The organism is Arthrobacter sp. EPSL27 (genome assembly GCF_001512305.1).
In the GTDB taxonomy this organism is placed as follows: Bacteria; Actinomycetota; Actinomycetes; order Actinomycetales; family Micrococcaceae; genus Arthrobacter.
This window is the reverse complement of sequence record NZ_LNUT01000005.1, coordinates 616,082-633,585: the sequence shown is the minus strand read 5'-3', so window position 1 is coordinate 633,585 and position 17,504 is coordinate 616,082. Positions and strand designations below refer to the sequence as shown.

Genomic DNA, 17,504 nt, shown 5'->3' with positions numbered 1-17,504 from the left:
GACCATGCGCCTTGACGATCTCCTGACCGACGTCCTGCCCGAATCCCTGCTCGACCGGATCCGCGGCCGTGCCGCCGGGTACGACCGCGACAACGCCTTTTTCAGCGAGGACCTGGAGGACCTCGCGGCGGCCGGTTACCTCAAGATCTTCGTCCCGGCGGCCGACGGCGGGCTGGGGCTCGGGCTCGCGGAGGCGGCGCAGCTGCAGCGGCGCCTGGCCACGGCGGCCCCTGCCACCGCGCTGGCGGTCAACATGCACCTCGTGTGGACCGGCGTCGCGCACGTCCTGGCCGCCCGCGGCGACTCCTCGCTGGACTTCGTCCTCAAGGAAGCCGCGCAGGGCGAGATCTTCGCGTTCGGGAACTCGGAGGCGGGGAACGATTCGGTCCTCTTCGACTCCCGGACCGTCGCCGTCCCGGACACGGGCGGCGGCTACTCGTTCACCGGCCGCAAAATCTTTACCAGCCTCTCGCCGGCATGGACCCGGCTGGGGATCTTCGGCAAGGACACCTCGGCCGGCGACGGCGAAGGGCAATTGGTCCACGGCTTCATCACCAGGGACACCCCCGGCTACGAAATCCTGGCCGACTGGGACACCCTGGGCATGCGCGCCAGCCAGTCGAACACCACCGTGCTGGACGGCGCCGTGGTGCCCGCCGAGCGGATCTTCCGGAAGCTTCCCGTCGGTCCCAATGCGGACCCGCTGATCTTCGCCATCTTCGCCTGCTTCGAGACGCTGCTGGCCGCGGTCTACACGGGCATCGGCGAACGGGCGCTGGTGCTGGGGGTCGAGGCAGTGAAGCGGCGCACGTCGTTCAAGAACGGCGGCCGCAGCTACGCCCAGGACCCGGACATCCGCTGGAAGGTGGCCGACGCCGCCATGGCGATGGACGCGCTGTACCCGCAGCTCTCCAGCGTTGCCGCCGACGTCGACGCGCTGGCCGACCACGGCGGCCAGTGGTTCCCGAAACTGGTGGGGTTGAAGGTCAGTGCGACGGAGACGGCCCGCACCGTGGTGGACCTGGCCATCCGGGTATCCGGGGGCTCCAGCTATTTCCGCGGCTCCGAACTGGAACGGCTCTACCGCGACGTGCTGGCGGGAATGTTCCACCCCTCGGACGACGAATCCGCGCACAACACCGTGGCCAACGCCTGGCTGGGACCGCTCGAGACAGCATAGGAACCAGACGGTCCGTTGGACTCCAGAACCCTAGACGGTCCTTTGGACCTGGGTCACCCGGCGGCGCAGCCAGAAGCGGCGGCCGCCGCCCAGGTACAGCACACTGCGCTCAAGTTCCCACTTGCCGTACTCGGAATGCTCCACGAGGCGGCGGCGCGCTTCGGGCAGGGAATCCTCGGGACTGACCGTCAGTACGAGGTACTCGTACTGCCTCACATAGTCCCGTTCCCGCCGGACCGAGCTGCTCAGAAAATGTTCCTTCATTGCTCTCCATTTTCTACCTTTTCCGGCTAACGTGAAGTCATGAGCATCGATCCGCGTGTCGCGCTTCAGTCCCTGACGTCTGCGCTGGAGGAACACCTCGCCAGCGCGTCGGCGCGCCGGGGAGCCGGGGATCCCGCGGTCGAGGCAGCGTTCTTCGCTGTAGCGGATGCCTTTGAAGTCTACGAGGACGCGCTCTACGAAGCGTACGGCGAAGTGACGCCGCTCGAGGTGATCGAAGACGACAGCGACGAGGACGACGACGAGGATATCGACGACGAGGAAGACCTGGAAATCCTCCAGGACTGAGTTCCCCCGCAGCGGGGGAATGGCCCGCTCAGGCGGGACTGGACACGTCTTCCAGCGCCTGCGCGATCTGCGGCGGAAGCGGCGCCAGCGTTGAATCCAGGATTTCCTTCAGCTGCACCGGCGTGCGCGCGCCCACAATGGCCGTCGCCACACCCGGCTGGGCCAGCAGCCAGCTGAGGGACACGTCCAGCGCGGTCCGGCCCAGGCCTTTCGCCGCCATCGCCACGGCTTCCACCACCCGTGACGCCGCGCCCTCCAGGTACGGTTCCACATAGCCGGCCAGCCGCGAATGGGCCGCGCGTGAATCGGCCGGAATGTGCCCGCGGTACTTGCCGCTCAGCACCCCGCGCCCCGCCGGGCCCCAGGCCATCAGGCCCAGGCCGGCGTCCTCGACGGCGGGAATGAGTTCCGCCTCGGGGGAGCGGCGCAGCAGGGAGTACTCCGACTGGTTGGCCACCAGCGGGAACCCCGCCACCGCGGCAGCCTTCGCCGTCTGCCAGCCGTTGAAGTTGGAGACGCCCGCATAGCGGGCCCGGCCCGAGCGGACCGCGAATTCGAGGGCGGAGAGGGTTTCCTCCAGCGGGACGTTGGGGTCCCAGGCGTGGGCGAACCACAGGTCCACGTAGTCGGTGCCCAGCCGGGCCAGGCTGGCGTCCAGTCCGGAGAGCATCCCGTTCCGGGAGGTGTCGACGCTGCGCCGGCCGTCCGACGTCGTCAGCCCCGCCTTGGTGGAGATGACCACCTCGGATCGCGCCACGACGTCGCCCAGCATGCTGCCCAGCATCGCCTCGGCCTGGCCGTCGGCATAGGACGCGGCTGTGTCGATCAGGGTGCCGCCGCCGTCCACGAAGGTGCGGAGCAGCGCCGAAGCATCCTGCTCATCGGTCTCCCGTGCCCAGGACATGGTGCCGAGGGAGAGGGAGGATACGCGCAACCCACTGTTGCCGACATAACGCTGCTGCATGTCAGCAAGCTTACGGGGATTCGGCTGGCTCCATGACGTAGGGTCTATAAACGTGAACTGGTTTGAAGCGGCCTTTCTGGGCCTTGTGCAGGGACTGACAGAATTCCTCCCGATTTCCTCTAGCGCCCATCTGCGGATTGTCGGCTCCTTCCTCCCCAACGCTGCGGATCCCGGGGCCGCCTTCACCGCCATCACCCAGCTCGGCACCGAAACGGCTGTGGTGGTGTACTTCTGGCGGGACATCGTGCGGATCATCAAGGCCTGGACCGGATCCCTGATGGGCAAGGTGCCCCGGAATGATCCCGACGCCCGGATGGGCTGGCTGGTGATCCTGGGCAGCCTCCCGATCATCGTCCTTGGCCTGCTGTTCCAGGACCAGATCGAGTCCGTGCTCCGCAGCCTCTGGATTGTGGCCACCATGCTGATTGTCTTCGGCATGATCCTGGCCGTGGCCGACGCCGTCGGACGCCAGGACCGCGACCTGACCCAGCTGACTTACAAACACGGCATCCTGTACGGCCTGGCGCAGGCCATGGCCCTGATTCCCGGCGTTTCCCGCTCCGGTGGCACCATCACCGCGGGCCTGCTGATGGGCTACACCCGTGAGGCGGCGGCCCGTTACTCGTTCCTGCTGGCCATTCCGGCGGTCTTCGGCAGCGGCCTCTACCAGCTCTACAAGGTGGTCACCAAGGACGGCATCACCGGCCCGTACAGCCTCCCGGAAACAGCCCTCGCCACCGCGGTTGCTTTCGTGGTGGGGTACATCATCATCGGCTGGTTCCTGAAGTACGTGTCCACCCACAGCTACCGGCTCTTCGTCTGGTACCGGATTCTGCTGGGCCTGGCCCTCTACGTGCTGCTCGGTTTCAACGTCATCAGCGCCTAGCACTAGGCTTGGGCTGTGAAGTCCTGGATCTCCCGCCCCGTTCCCCAGCTCCCCGGCAGCATGCCTGCCCTCCGCCTGTTCGACACCGCCAAAGGTGCCGTCGTGACCCTCGGCGCCACGGGCGAACAGTCCATGTATGTCTGCGGAATCACCCCGTATGACGCCACCCACATGGGCCACGCGGCCAGCTACGTCGCGTTCGACCTCCTCAACCGCGCCTGGCGGGACGGCCGGCAGCAGGTGTCCTATGTCCAGAACGTCACCGACGTCGACGATCCCCTGCTGGAGCGCGCCACGGCCACCGGTGTGGACTGGCGCGACCTCGCAGCGAGTCAGATCGAGCTGTTCCAGACGGACATGGAAGCCCTCAACGTCCTGGCCCCGGACCAGTACGTCGGCGCCGTCGAGGCGATCCCGCTGATTGTGCCGGCCATCGAGCTGCTGCTGCAGCGCGGGCTGGCCTACCGTGTGGCCGGCGGCCCCGGCGAACCTGACGGGGATGTCTATTACGACGTCGAAGCGGCGGGCAAGCATTCCGCCGAGACCACGGACGCCTGGACCCTTGGCGCGATTTCCGGGCTGTCCGACGCCGAGATGCTGGAACTTTTCGCCGAACGCGGCGGCGATCCCGGCCGCGCCGGCAAGCGCCAGGCTCTGGACCCGCTGCTCTGGCGGGTGGCCCGCGAGGGCGAACCCAGCTGGCCCGGTGGGGAACTGGGCGCAGGCCGGCCCGGATGGCACATCGAATGCACCGTGATTGCCCAGAAATACCTCCCCGCCCCGTTCACCGTCCAGGGCGGCGGCTCGGACCTGGTCTTCCCGCACCACGAGATGGGTGCCGGGCACGCGTACTCGCTGTCCGGCGTGCCGCTGGCGCAACACTTCGCGCACGCCGGAATGGTGGGCCTCGACGGCGAAAAAATGAGCAAGTCCAAGGGAAACCTGGTCCTCGTCTCCAGGCTCCGCGCTGCCGGTGAGGAACCGGCCGCGATCCGGCTGGCCATCGTGGCCCACCACTACCGCAGCGACTGGTCCTGGACCGATGAGGGTTTCGCGGCCGCGAAGGACCGGCTGCGCACCTGGCGCGCGGCCCTCGACGCGGCCCCTGAGGGCTCCGCCGCCGGGGTGGTTGCGCGGATGCGCGAGGAACTCTCCAACGACCTCAATGCACCGGGGGCCGTCGCGGCCGTCGACGAGTGGGCCGCCACGGCGCTTGCGGACGGCCACAGCGGATCCGCGGCGGACGCCGCCCTGGTGAGCGACGCCGTCAACGCCCTGCTCGGCGTCGAACTCTAGGCGCTGAACACTAAGCGCCGGACGCGAGCCGGGTCCCGCAGGGCGGGGCTCCGGCCGGCGGTCCCTAGGGCTTGTCCTTGCCGCGGCGCTTGAGGTAGCGCTCAAATTCCCGGGCAATCGACTCGCCGCTGGCCTCAGGGAGGTCCGCGGTGTCCTTCGCCTCCTCGAGCTGACGGACGTACGCCGCGATCTCGGGGTCTTCGGTGGCGAGTTCATCAACGCCCCGCTCCCACGCGTCCGATTCCTCGGCGAGTTCCTGGGTGTCAAGCGGGACCTGCAGGAGCTCCTCGATCCGGTGCAGCAGCGCCAGCTGCGCCTTGGGGGAGGGTGCCTGCGCCACGTAGTGCGGCACGGCCGCCCAGAGCGAGACCGTGGGCAGTCCCGCCAGGAGGGCCACCTCCGCGAGCACCCCGACGATCCCCACCGGGCCCTCATACTGCGAGGCCTCAAGGTCCATCCGCTCCCGCAGCGCCGGGTCATCCGTGGACGCGCTCACCGGAATCGGCCGGCTGTGCGGCACGTCGGCCAGCAGGGCGCCGACCAGGATCACATAGTCCACATGGAGCGCCTCGGCATGGACCAGCAGCTCAGCGGTGTACGCCCGCCACTTGTAGGACGGTTCCGTGCCCTGGACGAAAATGACGTCCACGTTGGAGTCCGGCACGCTCGCCTTGAAAATGCGGGTCGAGGGCCACTTGATCTTCCGCTCCCCGGAGGCCGTGCGGCGGATCGTGGGACGCGTGAACTGGAAATCGTAGTACTCGTCCGCGTCGATCGACCCGACCTTCTTGCCGCCCCAGAGCTTGTTGAGGTAGCGCAAAGCATCACTGGCGGCCTCGCCGGCGTCGTTCCAGCCTTCAAAGGCGGCGAGCAGTACCGTGATCCGCCGTCCCGCGGGTACGGGCTGCAACAGCCGTTCCGGCTCGGGCGCGCCGGCCGCTTCCGCTGGGTCTACCTCGAAGCTGTTCATCCCCTCACCCTACGTCCAAGCACCCGCGCCACGCATGGAATGAAGCGCCGGGATCACGGACGGCCAGGCGATATTCGCCGTAGGCGTACTCTCAGGACCCGCACAGGGCCGCACCGTAGACTGGAAAGCATGCAATCCTCAGTGTCCCAGCCCCTGCTCAAAGCCGCACTCTGGGACATGGACGGCACCATCGTCGACACCGAGCCCTACTGGATCGAAGCCGAACACGCCCTGGTGGCCGCGCACGGCGGGCAGTGGTCGCACGAGAAGGCTATGCAGCTGGTGGGACAGTCGCTGGTCTTCTCCGCGGGCCTGCTGCAGGAAGCCGGCGTCCGGCTGGAGCGCCGGGAGATCATCGACACCCTCACCCAGCACGTCATCCGCCAGGTCCGCGAATCCGTGCCCTGGCGCCCCGGCGCCCGCGAACTCCTCGAAGATCTCCATACGGCCGGAATCCGCTGCGTGCTTGTGACCATGTCCGAGGCGCCGCTGGCCCGGGAGATCGTGGCCAGCCTGCCCCGGCCCTACTTCGACTTCCTGGTCACCGGAGACACCGTCACCCAGGGCAAGCCGCACCCCGAGGCTTACCTCACGGCGGTCTCGCTGCTGCAGGAGCAGGACCCGGACCTTGGCCTGCACCACTGCGTGGCGCTCGAGGACTCCGAACCGGGCGTGGCTGCCGCCGTCGCCTCCGGAGTGCCCACGGTCGCCATCCCGCACATCGTTCCCCTGCCCCACGACCCGCGGCGCGCCATGTGGGACACCCTGGAGGGGCGCACCGTGGCCGACCTTGAAGAACTGGTGGCCCTGCGCCACGAATTCCCCGACGCCACGTTCGGCCAGGCCCCCGCCGCGCAGGAGCCGGTCCATGGCTGACACCGGAACCCGCAGCGGGCAGAACCCGCAGAAACCGGCCCGCAGAGAGGGCATCCCGCTGGGGCGCATCGCCGGCATCCCGGTGATCCTCGCCTACTCCTGGTTTATCATCGCGGCGTTCACGGTGATCGCCTACGGGCCCGTCCTGCAGGCCAATAACCCGCGGCTGGGCTTCGGCGCGTACCTCGTGGCGTTCGCCTACGCCGTGCTTCTGGCGGTGTCAGTCCTGGTGCACGAACTCGCCCACGCCCTGACCGCCAAGATCTACCGCTGGCCCAGCGAGAAGATCGTCCTTAACTTGTGGGGCGGACACACCCAGTTCGAGAGCTTTACCGCTTCGCCGGGCCGCTCCGTTGTGGTGGCCATGGCCGGCCCGGCGGCGAACTTTGTCCTCGCCGCCGGAGGCTGGCTCCTGCTGACCGCGGGCGACCTCAGGGGAGTGCCGGCCATTCTGGCCAACATCTTCCTCTGGGCCAACCTGCTGATCGGCATCTTCAATGTCCTGCCCGGATTGCCGCTGGACGGCGGCCGGCTGGTGGAATCCGCCGTCTGGAAGATAACCGGCAGCCAGGAAAAGGGCACCGTGGCGGCCGGCTGGGGCGGCCGGATCATCGTGGTGGCCCTGGTGGGCTGGTTTCTGGCGCTTCCCCTGCTCAGCGGCGGCGAACCGGACCTGCTTATGACAGTCATCACGGTGCTGGTCGGCGGCTTCCTCTGGATGGGGGCCTCGGCCTCCATCCAGCAGGCCAGGCTGCGGGGGCGGCTGCCGCTCGTTGCCGCCGGCGAACTGGCGGAACCCGCGGTGGGCCTGCCCGAGTCGGCCACCGTGGCCGACGTGCTGGCGCTGGCGCCCCATCCTGCTACCGGGGCCGTTCCCAACGTGGTCCTCTACCGCCCGGACGGCCGGCCCGCCGCGGTGGTCGACGCCGGCGCACTTGCCACGGTTCCCGCGGGCGCCACCGCGGCGACGCCCCTCACGGCCGTGTCCTACGCCCTCGGGGACGGCGCCTACGTGCCCGAGTGGTCCCGGGGCCAGGAGCTGATCCAGTACCTGGCCCAGCTCGACGGGCTGGAATACGCCGTCGTCGACCGGGACGGAACCGTCACCGGGCTGCTGCGGCAGTCCGCCGTCGTGGGAGCCCTCACCGGCAAGGGGCCCGGAGCGGGCAAGCGGATGTACGGCCAGAACCGGTAGAGTTACCTGCCGGTCCACACAGCTTTCCAAGAGCGAGGAACATTTTCATGAGCACCGACACCGCCGCCGGCACCAGCCAGGACTACGCCGGAACCGCCGGCACAGCGGCAGCCACGGCAAATGCCGCGTCCCCGGCCGCAGCCTCCCCGGCCGGCGCCGCCCGCCGCCGCGGACCGTTCCGCGAAGGTGAGCGCGTCCAGCTCACCGACGAGCGCGGCCGCATGAACACCATCACTCTCGAGGCCGGCGGCGCCTTCCACACGCACCGCGGCTTCCTGAACCACGATGAGATCATCGGCCAGCCCGACGGCTCGGTGGTGGTCAACAACGTTGGCCAGCAGTACCAGACCCTGCGGCCCCTGCTCTCGGACTTCGTGCTGTCGATGCCCCGCGGCGCAGCCGTCGTCTACCCCAAGGATGCCGGCCAGATCGTCACCATGGCGGACATCTTCCCCGGCGCACGCGTCGTCGAAGCCGGCGTCGGTTCCGGCGCGCTGTCCATCTCGCTGCTCCGCGCGGTGGGGGACAACGGCTACCTGCACTCGTTCGAACGCCGCGAAGAATTCGCCGACATTGCCCGCGGCAACGTCGAGACCATCTTTGGCGGCCCGCACCCGGCCTGGCAGATCTCGCTCGGCGATTTCCAGGAGGAAGTGGTCCGCACCGAAGAGCCCGGCTCCGTGGACCGGGTGGTCCTGGACATGCTGGCCCCGTGGGAATGCCTCGACGCCGTCGCCACCGTGCTGGCGCCGGGCGGCGTGTGGATCAACTATGTCGCCACTGTGACGCAGCTGTCCCGCACCGCCGAGGCCATCCGCGCCGACGGCCGCTTCACTGAGCCTGACGCCTGGGAGTCCATGGTCCGCGGCTGGCACCTCGAAGGCCTGGCCGTGCGCCCGGACCACCGGATGGTGGCGCACACCGGGTTCCTCCTGGTCACCCGGCGGCTGGCCGACGGCGTCACGGGCATCTCCGTCAAGCGCCGCCCGTCCAAGACGGAATTCGCCGAAGCGGACGTCAACGCGTGGACCCCGGGAGCCGTGGGGGAGCGGGCCGTGTCGGACAAGAAGCTGCGGCGGGCCGCCCGGGACGCGATCGCCGGGACAAACGTCAAAGACGCTCCGGATATTACGAAGTAGTCCGTATTTCGGAAGTCTTCAGCGGCACCCGGCTTCTTGGGGCTAATGTCTTAATAGAAGCGTAGGAAGGGGCTGATGCACGATGGAGACTCCGAACACTGATCCGGGCCTGCCGGCAGAGGACGCGGCGGCTGCCGCGGGGCAAACGCAGGGCGAAGGGGAGCGCTACGCCGCCAGCGAGCTGTCCGTGGCCGAGCGGCAGGTCAATATCCTCCGGGACAAGCTCCGGCATATTGACCGCCAGCTCGCCGCCGCCACGCAAAACAACTCCAAGCTCGTGGCCATGCTGGAAACCGCGAAGCAGGAGATCCTCCGGCTGAAGAACGCCCTTGACCAGGAGGGCCAGCCGCCGTACAGCTTCGGCACCATCCTCCAGTTGAACCCGAAACGGATTCCGTCCGCGGTCAACGGCGGGCAGGCCGCCACCGAGGAATCGGTGGACATCTTCAACGCCGGGCGCAAGATGCGGGTGGGCATCAGCCCGCTGGTCAACATCAACCAGCTCGCCGTCGGCCAGGAGGTGCTCCTGAACGAGGCGCTGCTGGTGGTCGCCGGGCTGGGCTACGAACGCGCCGGCGACCTGGTCACGCTGAAGGAAATGCTCGGCACCGACCGTGCGCTGGTGGTGGGCCGCGCGGACGAGGAACGTGTGGTCCGGATTTCCGGCCCCCTGCTCGCGCAAACGCTGCGGGTGGGCGATGCCCTCTCGATCGACTCGCGCACCGGGTACGCCCTCGAGAAGATCCCGCGCTCCGAGGTGGAGAACCTGGTCCTCGAAGAGGTGCCGGACATCACCTACCAGGACATCGGCGGGCTGGGACCGCAGATCGAGCAGATCCGCGACGCCGTGGAACTGCCGTTCCTGCACCCGGACCTCTACCGCGAACATGGCCTCAAGGCGCCCAAGGGCATCCTGCTCTACGGCCCGCCGGGCTGCGGCAAGACACTGATCGCGAAGGCCGTCGCCAATTCGCTCGCCGCCCGGGCCGCCGAACGCACCGGCAAGACGGACATGAAGAGCTACTTCCTGAACATCAAGGGCCCCGAACTGCTGGACAAGTACGTCGGTGAAACCGAACGGCACATCCGGCTGATCTTCGCCCGCGCCCGGGAGAAGGCCTCCGAGGGCAGCCCCGTGGTGGTCTTCTTCGATGAGATGGACTCGCTGTTCCGCACCCGCGGCACCGGCATCTCCTCCGACGTCGAAACCACCATCGTGCCGCAGCTGCTCAGCGAGATCGACGGCGTCGAGCGGCTGGACAACGTCATTGTGATCGGCGCGTCCAACCGCGAGGACATGATCGACCCGGCCATCCTGCGCCCGGGCCGGCTGGACGTGAAGGTAAAGATCCACCGCCCCGACGCGGAAGCCGCGGCGGACATCTTCAACAAGTACATCACCGCCGACCTGCCGTTCCACGAGTCGGACCTCGCCGAGCACCACGGGGACGTCCAGGCCACCGTGGACGCCATGGTCCAGCGCACCGTCGAGGCCATGTACTCCACAGACAAGTCCAACGAGTACCTCGAGGTCACGTACGCCAACGGCGACACCGAGATGCTCTATTTCAAGGACTTCAATTCGGGGGCCGTGGTGCAGAACGTCGTGGACCGGGCCAAGAAGTACGCCATCAAGGACCTCCTCACCGTGGGCCAGAAGGGCATCCGGATCGACCACCTGCTGCGTGCCGTCGTCGACGAGTTCCGCGAGCACGAGGACATGCCGAACACCACCAACCCGGACGACTGGGCACGGATCTCGGGCAAGAAGGGCGAACGCATCACGTACATCCGCACCATCGTCCAGGGCAAGGCGGGGCAGGAGCCCGGCAAATCCATCGAGACGATGCCGAGCACGGGCCAGTACCTGTGACGGCAGGCGTGCCGGGCGGGCTGCCCGCCGGCGGAGCCATGCGGGTCATGGGCTCGGAGACCGAGTACGGCATCCATGCGCCCTCCGCGCCGGGGGCCAACGCCACCATGATGTCCGCCCGGGTGATCCAGGCCTACGCCCAGGTGACCCGGCAGCGCGCCGCGGGCGGCGCCGAAACCCGCTGGGACTACACCGACGAGGAGCCCCTGCATGATGCCCGGGGCTGGACGCTGGAGCGGAGCCGGGCCGAACCGGAACAGCTCACCGACCAGCCTCCCGTGCTCGACGCCGAGGCCGTCGCCCTCGCCTATGGCCGGCAGGAACTGGAAGCCGACGGCGAGGACGAGTCCGGCACGCTGCTGATGAACATGGTCCTCGGCAACGGAGCCCGGCTCTATGTCGACCATGCCCACCCTGAGTACTCCAGCCCGGAGGTGACCAACCCGCGGGACGCCGTGGCGTGGGATGCCGCCGGAGACCTAGTGGCCCTGGCCGCCGTGCGCCGGCTCGCCGCCGACCCGGACCTGCCCCCCATCAACCTGTACAAGAACAACACCGACAACAAGTCGGTCTCCTACGGCTCCCATGAGAACTACCTCATGCCCCGCAGCGTGCCGTTCGGCGACATCGTCCGCGGACTGACCCCGTTCTTCGTCACCCGCCAGGTGATCTGCGGGGCCGGGCGGGTGGGCATGAAGCAGGACGGCTCCCGGCCCGGCTACCAGATCAGCCAGCGGGCCGACTTCTTCGAGACCGAAGTGGGCCTCGAAACCACCATCCGCCGGCCCATCATCAACACCCGCGATGAGCCCCACGCGACGGCGGACAAGTACCGCAGGCTGCACGTGATCATCGGCGACGCCAACCTCAGCCAGGCCTCCAACTACCTCAAATTCGGCAGCACCGCGATGGTGCTGAGCCTCATTGAGGCCGGGCTGGCGCCCAAGATCGAAGTGCACGAACCGGTGGCCGCGTTGCAGGCGGTCAGCCACGACACCACGCTCACGGCCACCCTGCGGCTCCTCGACGGGCGGCGGATCACCGCCCTGGACCTCCAGTGGATCTACTTCGAGGCTGCCGCGAAGCACGCCCAGGACACCGGCGTCGCCGACGCCGTGGACGGCGACGGGCACACCCACGGGGTACTGGAACGCTGGTCGGCGACGCTGACCCAGCTCGGCAGCGACCGGGCGGCGGCCGCATCCTCCGTGGAGTGGCTCGCCAAGCTCTCCCTGCTGGATGGCTACCGGGAACGCGACGGGCTGGACTGGGGCCACGCGCGGCTGGGCCTCGTGGACCTGCAGTGGGCCGACATCCGGCCCGAAAAGGGGCTGTACTACCGGCTGCTGGCCCGGGACCGCATGCAGCGGCTGGTCGACGACGCCGCCATCCAGCGGGCGGTCACCGAACCGCCGTCGGACACGCGGGCGTTCTTCCGGGGCCGCTGCGTCAGCCGCTTCGGCGCCGACGTGGTGGGCGCCAGCTGGGACTCGGTGATCTTCGATGTGCCCGGCCGCGGCAGGCTCCAGCGGGTCCCCACCCGGGAACCGCTGCGCGGAACAGAAGCCCTCACCGGCGGACTTTTCGCCCGCCACCGGGAAGCCGGGCCGTTCCTCTCCGAACTGCTGGGACTCCCTCCCGGTTCCTGACCACAAAGAGCCCCGCGGGAGCCCCGCGCGTGGCAATATGGCTTACAGGAAGTCCCTCGCGACGAGGGGCGGACAGAAGGAGAAAGCAATGGCAGGCCAGGAGCAGCAGCAGCCGCAGTCGCGGGACACCGAGGTCGACGAGGACGTCCCCGCGGCCCCGCCGGCACCCGCGGAAGGACAGGCATCAGCCGCCACCCAGGGCGTGGACGACCTGCTCGACGAGATCGACGGCGTGCTGGAGTCCAACGCCGAAGAGTTCGTCCGGGCCTTCGTCCAAAAGGGCGGCCAATAGGGCGGCCCGGCCACCGCCGGCCAGGAGCTGCGCCGAACGGGGCTGAGGACCGCAAGCCGTTGATCCACTACGTTGAGGGAGTGCACCAGTGCAGGAAACCACCGCCAACCAGGTAGCAGCCACCGCCACGTCCTCCTTCACCGAACACCTCCAGCGCCAGCGCCCCGACCTGTTACCGTTCGGCCAGCACCTGCCGGCCGGCAGCCCCGCAGGTGCAGCGCCGCTTCAGGCGCCGCACGGAACCACCATCGTCGGCCTCAGCTACGCCGGCGGGGTACTCATGGCCGGGGACCGGCGCGCCACCATGGGCAACATCATCGCCAGCAGGCACATCGAAAAGGTCTTTCCCGCGGACCAGTATTCGGTGCTCGGCATCGCCGGCACCGCGGGCATCGCCCTCGACATCACCCGGCTGTTCCAGGTTGAACTCGAACACTACGAGAAGATCGAAGGCACCCTGCTCAGCCTCGACGGCAAGGCCAACCGGCTGGGCGCCATGATCCGCAGCAACCTGCCGATGGCGATGCAGGGCCTCGCCGTGGTTCCCCTGTTCGCGGGCTTCGACCGCCCCGCCGGCGTCGGCCGGCTCTTCTCCTACGACGTCACCGGCGGCCGGTACGAGGAGCAGGAACACCACTCGGTCGGGTCAGGTTCCGTGTTTGCCCGCGGCGCGCTCAAGAAACTCTGGCGGCCCAACCTCTCCGAGCAGGACGCCGTCGCCGTCGCCGTCGAGGCGCTCTACGACGCCGCCGACGACGACTCCGCCACCGGCGGCCCGGACCCCGTCCGCCAGCTGTGGCCCGTGGTGTACATCGTCAACCGCTCAGGCGCCGTCCGCGTCCCGGAGCGGGAACTCGCCGCCATGGCCGGCACCATCATCGAATCCCGGGCCGCAGCCCGGCGGGAGGCCTGAGATGACCCAGCAGTTCTACGTATCGCCCGAGCAGCTGATGAAGGACCGCGCGGATTTCGCGCGGAAAGGCATCGCGCGCGGGCGCTCCGTGGTGGTCATCAGCTGCCGCGACGGGATCGCCCTCGTGGCCGAGAACCCCTCACCGTCACTGCACAAAATCGGCGAGATCTACGACAAGATCGCCTTCGCCGCGGTGGGCAAATACAACGAGTTCGAGAGCCTCCGCCAGGCCGGGGTGCGCTACGCCGACGTGCGCGGCTACTCGTACGACCGCGAGGACGTAACGGCCCGGGGCCTGGCCAGCGTCTACGCCCAAAGCCTGGGCGCCGTCTTCACGGCCGAGCAGAAGCCCTTCGAGGTGGAACTCGCCGTCGCCGAGGTGGGGTCCTCTCCGGACGCGGACCACCTCTACCGGCTGACCTTCGACGGCTCGATCGCCGATGAGAAGGGCTTCATCGTGATGGGCGGGCAGGCGGACAAGGTTTCCGAGGCCGTCGCGGCGGGCTGGCAGGGCGAACTCGATTTCGCCGGGGCCATCAGACTCGCGCTGTCCGGCCTCGTCGCGGACAAGGAAACTGCCACGCTGCCGGCGTCGGCCGTGGAGGTAGCCGTCCTGGACCGCGCCTCGGAAAGCAGCCGCGGCACCCGCCGCGCCTTCCGCCGGCTCGAGGACGAGGACATCACGGCATTGCTGGCTGAGGAGAACTGAGATGGACAAGCGCATTTTCGGCATCGAAACCGAGTTCGGGATTTCCTATTCCTCCCCGGAGTCCCGTCCGCTGGCCCCCGAGGAGGTGGCCCGCTACCTGTTCCGCAAAGTGGTCAGCTGGGGGAGGTCCTCCAACGTGTTCCTCACCAACGGGTCCCGGCTGTACCTCGACGTCGGCTCCCACCCGGAGTACGCCACCGCCGAATGCGACGACCTGGCCCAGCTCATCGCGCACGACCGGGCCGGGGAACTGATCCTGGACGACCTCGTCGACGAGGCGCAGGAACGGCTCGCTGCTGAGGGTTTCAACGGCACCGTGTACCTGTTCAAGAACAACACCGACTCCGCCGGGAACTCCTACGGCAGCCATGAGAACTACCTGATCCCGCGGCGCGGCGAGTTCTCCCGGCAGGCCGAGATCCTCATCCCGTTCCTGGTCACCCGGCAGCTCATCGCGGGCGCCGGCAAGATCCTCAAGACCCCGCACGGGGCCACCTTCGCGTTCTCCCAGCGCGCCGACCACATCTGGGAGGGCGTCTCCTCCGCCACCACCAGGTCCCGGCCCATCATCAACACCCGGGATGAGCCGCACGCCGACGCCGAGTTCTACCGCCGGCTGCACGTGATCGTGGGCGACTCCAACATGTCCGAGACCACCGCGCTGCTCAAGGTCGGCACCGTCGACCTGATCCTGCGCATGATCGAGGCCGGGGTGATCATGCGCGACATGCGGATGGAAAACCCCATCCGCAGCATCCGGGAAATCTCCCACGACCTCAGCGGCCGCGCCCTGGTCCGGCTGGCCAACGGCCGGCAGCTCACCGCCCTGGAAATCCAGCGCGAATACTTGGGCAAAGTCACGGCGTTCGTGGCCGAAAACGGCGCCCACAACGCCCACGTCCCGCTGATCCTGGACCTCTGGGAGCGCACGCTCGACGCGATCGAAAGCGGCGACACCAGCAAGATCGACACCGAGGTGGACTGGGCCATCAAGAAGAAGCTCATGGACAACTACCGCTCCCGGCATAACCTCGGACTGGACGCGCCGCGCATCGCCCAGCTGGACCTGACCTACCACGACATCTCCCGCACCCGCGGGCTGTACTACCTGCTCCAGTCCCGCGGCGCCGTGCGCCGCGTGGTGGACGACACCGCCATCAAGGACGCGGTGGACGCGCCGCCGCAGACCACCCGCGCCAAGCTCCGCGGGGACTTCGTCCGACGGGCCCAGGAACTGGGCCGGGACTACACCGTGGACTGGGTGCACCTGAAGCTCAACGACCGCGCCCACCAGACCCTGCTGTGCAAAGACCCGTTCCGCAGCGTCGACGAACGTGTGGACGCTCTCCTGGACTCTATGGGCTGACACCCAGCTTTCCGCGTTATTCTGGAGAAGTGCCGTTTAACGGCCACGCTTGCTTTGCCGCTGGCAGCTGCCCGGCGAGGCGTCCATCCTGCCCCGACGAAAGTTCCTAAGTGCGCCGACTACTAGCAATTCTTCTTCCCGGACTGCTGCTGCTGACTGCCTGCGGCGGCGGCGAACCTGCAGCACCTGAACCCACCAGCCAGTCCGCCGGCGACACCGCCAAGCTGGACTCCATCAAGCTGACGGAGAACGGCGACAAGAAGGCGCCCGGTGTCGAATTCACCCAGCCCCTCGAGGTCAAGGAACCCACCGTCAAGGTGGTCACGGAGGGCAACGGCGACCGCGTCAAGGCGAACCAGATCGCCGGTATCTCCATCGTTGCCCTCAGTGGCAAAGACGGCTCCACCCTCGAGGACACGTTCCCGAACGACCCCGAGGAACTCGAACTCACCGACGAGCTCAAGAAGGACAGCCCCGTCATCTACAACGCCTTCGTGGGCGCGAAGATCGGTTCCCACCTGGCGCTTGCCGTTCCCGGTGCCGCTGCCGCTGAGGGCGCCGAAGCGCAGCCCACCCAGCTCCTCGTCGTCAAGGTGATCTCCGCCAAGGACGCACCCAAGGTCCTGGACAAGCCTGAGGGCGAGACCGTCACCCCGCCGGCCGGCCTGCCGACCGTCAAAGAAAACGACAAGGGCGTCCCGGAGATCTCCGTCGAAGGCGCAGCCGCCCCGACCGCCCTGGTATCCCAGGACCTCATCAAGGGCAACGGCCCCGTGGTCAAGGAGACCGACACCCTCACCGTGAACTACGTGGGTGTGGCCCTGGCCGGCGGCAAGGTCTTCGACTCCAGCTTTGAACGCGGCGAGAAGGCCACCTTCCCCCTCACCGGCGTGATCAAGGGCTGGACCCAGGGCCTGGCTGGCAAGACCGTGGGCTCACGGGTCCTCCTGGTCATCCCGCAGGACCTTGCCTACGGCGCAGAGGGCCAGGGCGACGCCAAGGGCGACCTCGTCTTCGTCGTCGACATCCTGGGCGTCAAGTAACCCCGCATCTTTTCCCACCCCAAGCCACCCCAGAAGGAGCCACCATGTCATTTGGACAGCGCAACATCGACCGCCAGAAGCCGGAGATTGATTTCCCGGAAGGCGACGTCCCCACCGAACTGGTCATCACCGACCTGATTGAGGGCGACGGCGCCGAAGCCAAGCCGGGCGACACCGTCTCCACCCACTACGTCGGCGTGGCCTGGTCCACCGGCGAAGAGTTTGACGCATCCTGGGGCCGCGGCGCGCCGCTCGACTTCCGCGTCGGCGTCGGCCAGGTCATCCAGGGCTGGGACCAGGGCCTGCTGGGCATGAAGGTCGGCGGCCGCCGCCGGCTGGAAATCCCGTCCGAGCTGGCTTACGGCTCGCGCGGCGCCGGCGGAGCCATCGGCCCCAACGAGGCACTGATCTTCGTGGTGGACCTCGTCGCCGTCCGCTAGTCCCCACCGGCTCCCTGCCCTCGCAAGCTCGGGCCGGGGCCCTCGCCGGCGTGGGCCCACCCACCCGCCAAAAGCGCGGTAACAATCGGAAAGTTTCTTCCGGCTGTTGCCGCGCTTTTGTCTGTTTCGGGCAGCGACTTTAG

General features: G+C 68.3%; 18 protein-coding genes. 15 read left to right on the top strand and 3 right to left on the bottom strand.

What is annotated here, in order from left to right; translation table 11 throughout:
- Positions 1 to 4: 4 nt before the first annotated feature.
- On the top strand, positions 5 to 1,180 hold the full coding sequence (locus AR539_RS13840) for an acyl-CoA dehydrogenase family protein (RefSeq protein ID WP_231728617.1): 1,176 nt from the start codon (positions 5 to 7) through the stop codon (positions 1,178 to 1,180).
- Positions 1,181 to 1,210: 30 nt separating this feature from the next.
- On the opposite strand, the gene AR539_RS13835 is transcribed toward AR539_RS13840, so the two are convergent.
- Positions 1,211 to 1,444 carry a DUF5703 family protein gene (locus AR539_RS13835; protein ID WP_024366712.1) on the bottom strand — a complete coding sequence of 78 codons (234 nt, stop codon included), beginning with the start codon at positions 1,442 to 1,444 and terminating at the stop codon, positions 1,211 to 1,213.
- A gap of 39 nt (positions 1,445 to 1,483) precedes the next feature.
- Between AR539_RS13835 and AR539_RS13830 the strand changes: the two genes are divergently transcribed.
- Positions 1,484 to 1,750 (top strand): dehydrogenase, encoded by a 267-nt coding sequence (locus AR539_RS13830; RefSeq protein WP_066437971.1) that lies wholly within the window; start codon positions 1,484 to 1,486, stop codon positions 1,748 to 1,750.
- A 28-nt stretch (positions 1,751 to 1,778) separates the two neighbouring features.
- Here the strand turns inward: AR539_RS13830 and AR539_RS13825 are convergent, their stop codons facing one another.
- A complete protein-coding gene (locus AR539_RS13825; protein ID WP_066437970.1) occupies positions 1,779 to 2,714 on the bottom strand; it encodes an aldo/keto reductase in 936 nt (311 codons plus the stop codon).
- A gap of 52 nt (positions 2,715 to 2,766) precedes the next feature.
- On the opposite strand from AR539_RS13825, the gene AR539_RS13820 reads away from it, so the two are divergent.
- Both AR539_RS13820 and mshC read left to right on the top strand, forming a co-directional pair.
- Positions 2,767 to 3,600: an undecaprenyl-diphosphate phosphatase gene (locus tag AR539_RS13820; protein ID WP_066437967.1), complete on the top strand. Its 834-nt coding sequence runs from the start codon at positions 2,767 to 2,769 to the stop codon at positions 3,598 to 3,600.
- Positions 3,601 to 3,615: 15 nt separating this feature from the next.
- Positions 3,616 to 4,896: a cysteine--1-D-myo-inosityl 2-amino-2-deoxy-alpha-D-glucopyranoside ligase gene (mshC, locus tag AR539_RS13815; protein ID WP_066437965.1), complete on the top strand. Its 1,281-nt coding sequence runs from the start codon at positions 3,616 to 3,618 to the stop codon at positions 4,894 to 4,896.
- Between the two features lie 64 nt (positions 4,897 to 4,960).
- On the opposite strand, the gene AR539_RS13810 is transcribed toward mshC, so the two are convergent.
- Positions 4,961 to 5,866 carry a PAC2 family protein gene (locus tag AR539_RS13810; protein ID WP_066437963.1) on the bottom strand — a complete coding sequence of 302 codons (906 nt, stop codon included), beginning with the start codon at positions 5,864 to 5,866 and terminating at the stop codon, positions 4,961 to 4,963.
- Positions 5,867 to 5,995: 129 nt separating this feature from the next.
- On the opposite strand from AR539_RS13810, the gene AR539_RS13805 reads away from it, so the two are divergent.
- The 11 genes from AR539_RS13805 (at position 5,996) to AR539_RS13755 (ending at position 17,361) form a co-directional block, all read left to right on the top strand.
- Complete coding sequence (locus tag AR539_RS13805; protein WP_066437960.1) at positions 5,996 to 6,742, top strand: HAD family hydrolase; 747 nt, start codon at positions 5,996 to 5,998, stop codon at positions 6,740 to 6,742.
- Positions 6,735 to 7,937 (top strand): site-2 protease family protein, encoded by a 1,203-nt coding sequence (locus AR539_RS13800; RefSeq protein WP_066437957.1) that lies wholly within the window; start codon positions 6,735 to 6,737, stop codon positions 7,935 to 7,937. The genes AR539_RS13805 and AR539_RS13800 overlap by 8 nt, the downstream gene beginning before the upstream one ends.
- A 47-nt stretch (positions 7,938 to 7,984) precedes the next feature.
- Complete coding sequence (locus AR539_RS13795) at positions 7,985 to 9,076, top strand: tRNA (adenine-N1)-methyltransferase (RefSeq protein WP_066437948.1); 1,092 nt, start codon at positions 7,985 to 7,987, stop codon at positions 9,074 to 9,076.
- An 82-nt stretch (positions 9,077 to 9,158) separates the two neighbouring features.
- Positions 9,159 to 10,949, top strand: coding sequence for a proteasome ATPase (gene arc, locus AR539_RS13790; RefSeq protein ID WP_066437946.1), 1,791 nt, complete (start codon positions 9,159 to 9,161; stop codon positions 10,947 to 10,949).
- Positions 10,950 to 10,987: 38 nt separating this feature from the next.
- Complete coding sequence (dop, locus tag AR539_RS13785; protein ID WP_066439990.1) at positions 10,988 to 12,598, top strand: depupylase/deamidase Dop; 1,611 nt, start codon at positions 10,988 to 10,990, stop codon at positions 12,596 to 12,598.
- An 88-nt stretch (positions 12,599 to 12,686) separates the two neighbouring features.
- A complete protein-coding gene (locus AR539_RS13780; RefSeq protein WP_024365265.1) occupies positions 12,687 to 12,890 on the top strand; it encodes a ubiquitin-like protein Pup in 204 nt (67 codons plus the stop codon).
- Between the two features lie 88 nt (positions 12,891 to 12,978).
- Entirely contained in the window at positions 12,979 to 13,803 is an 825-nt protein-coding gene (prcB, locus tag AR539_RS13775) for a proteasome subunit beta (RefSeq protein WP_066437945.1), read from the top strand.
- Position 13,804: 1 nt separating this feature from the next.
- Positions 13,805 to 14,512, top strand: a complete 708-nt coding sequence (gene prcA / locus AR539_RS13770; protein WP_066437943.1) for a proteasome subunit alpha — start codon at positions 13,805 to 13,807, stop codon at positions 14,510 to 14,512.
- Between the two features lies 1 nt (position 14,513).
- Positions 14,514 to 15,878, top strand: coding sequence for a Pup--protein ligase (gene pafA, locus AR539_RS13765; RefSeq protein ID WP_066437939.1), 1,365 nt, complete (start codon positions 14,514 to 14,516; stop codon positions 15,876 to 15,878).
- A 110-nt stretch (positions 15,879 to 15,988) separates the two neighbouring features.
- Entirely contained in the window at positions 15,989 to 16,921 is a 933-nt protein-coding gene (locus AR539_RS13760) for an FKBP-type peptidyl-prolyl cis-trans isomerase (protein ID WP_066437936.1), read from the top strand.
- A gap of 44 nt (positions 16,922 to 16,965) precedes the next feature.
- Positions 16,966 to 17,361 carry an FKBP-type peptidyl-prolyl cis-trans isomerase gene (locus tag AR539_RS13755; RefSeq protein ID WP_066437934.1) on the top strand — a complete coding sequence of 132 codons (396 nt, stop codon included), beginning with the start codon at positions 16,966 to 16,968 and terminating at the stop codon, positions 17,359 to 17,361.
- The last annotated feature ends 143 nt before the right edge of the window (positions 17,362 to 17,504 follow it).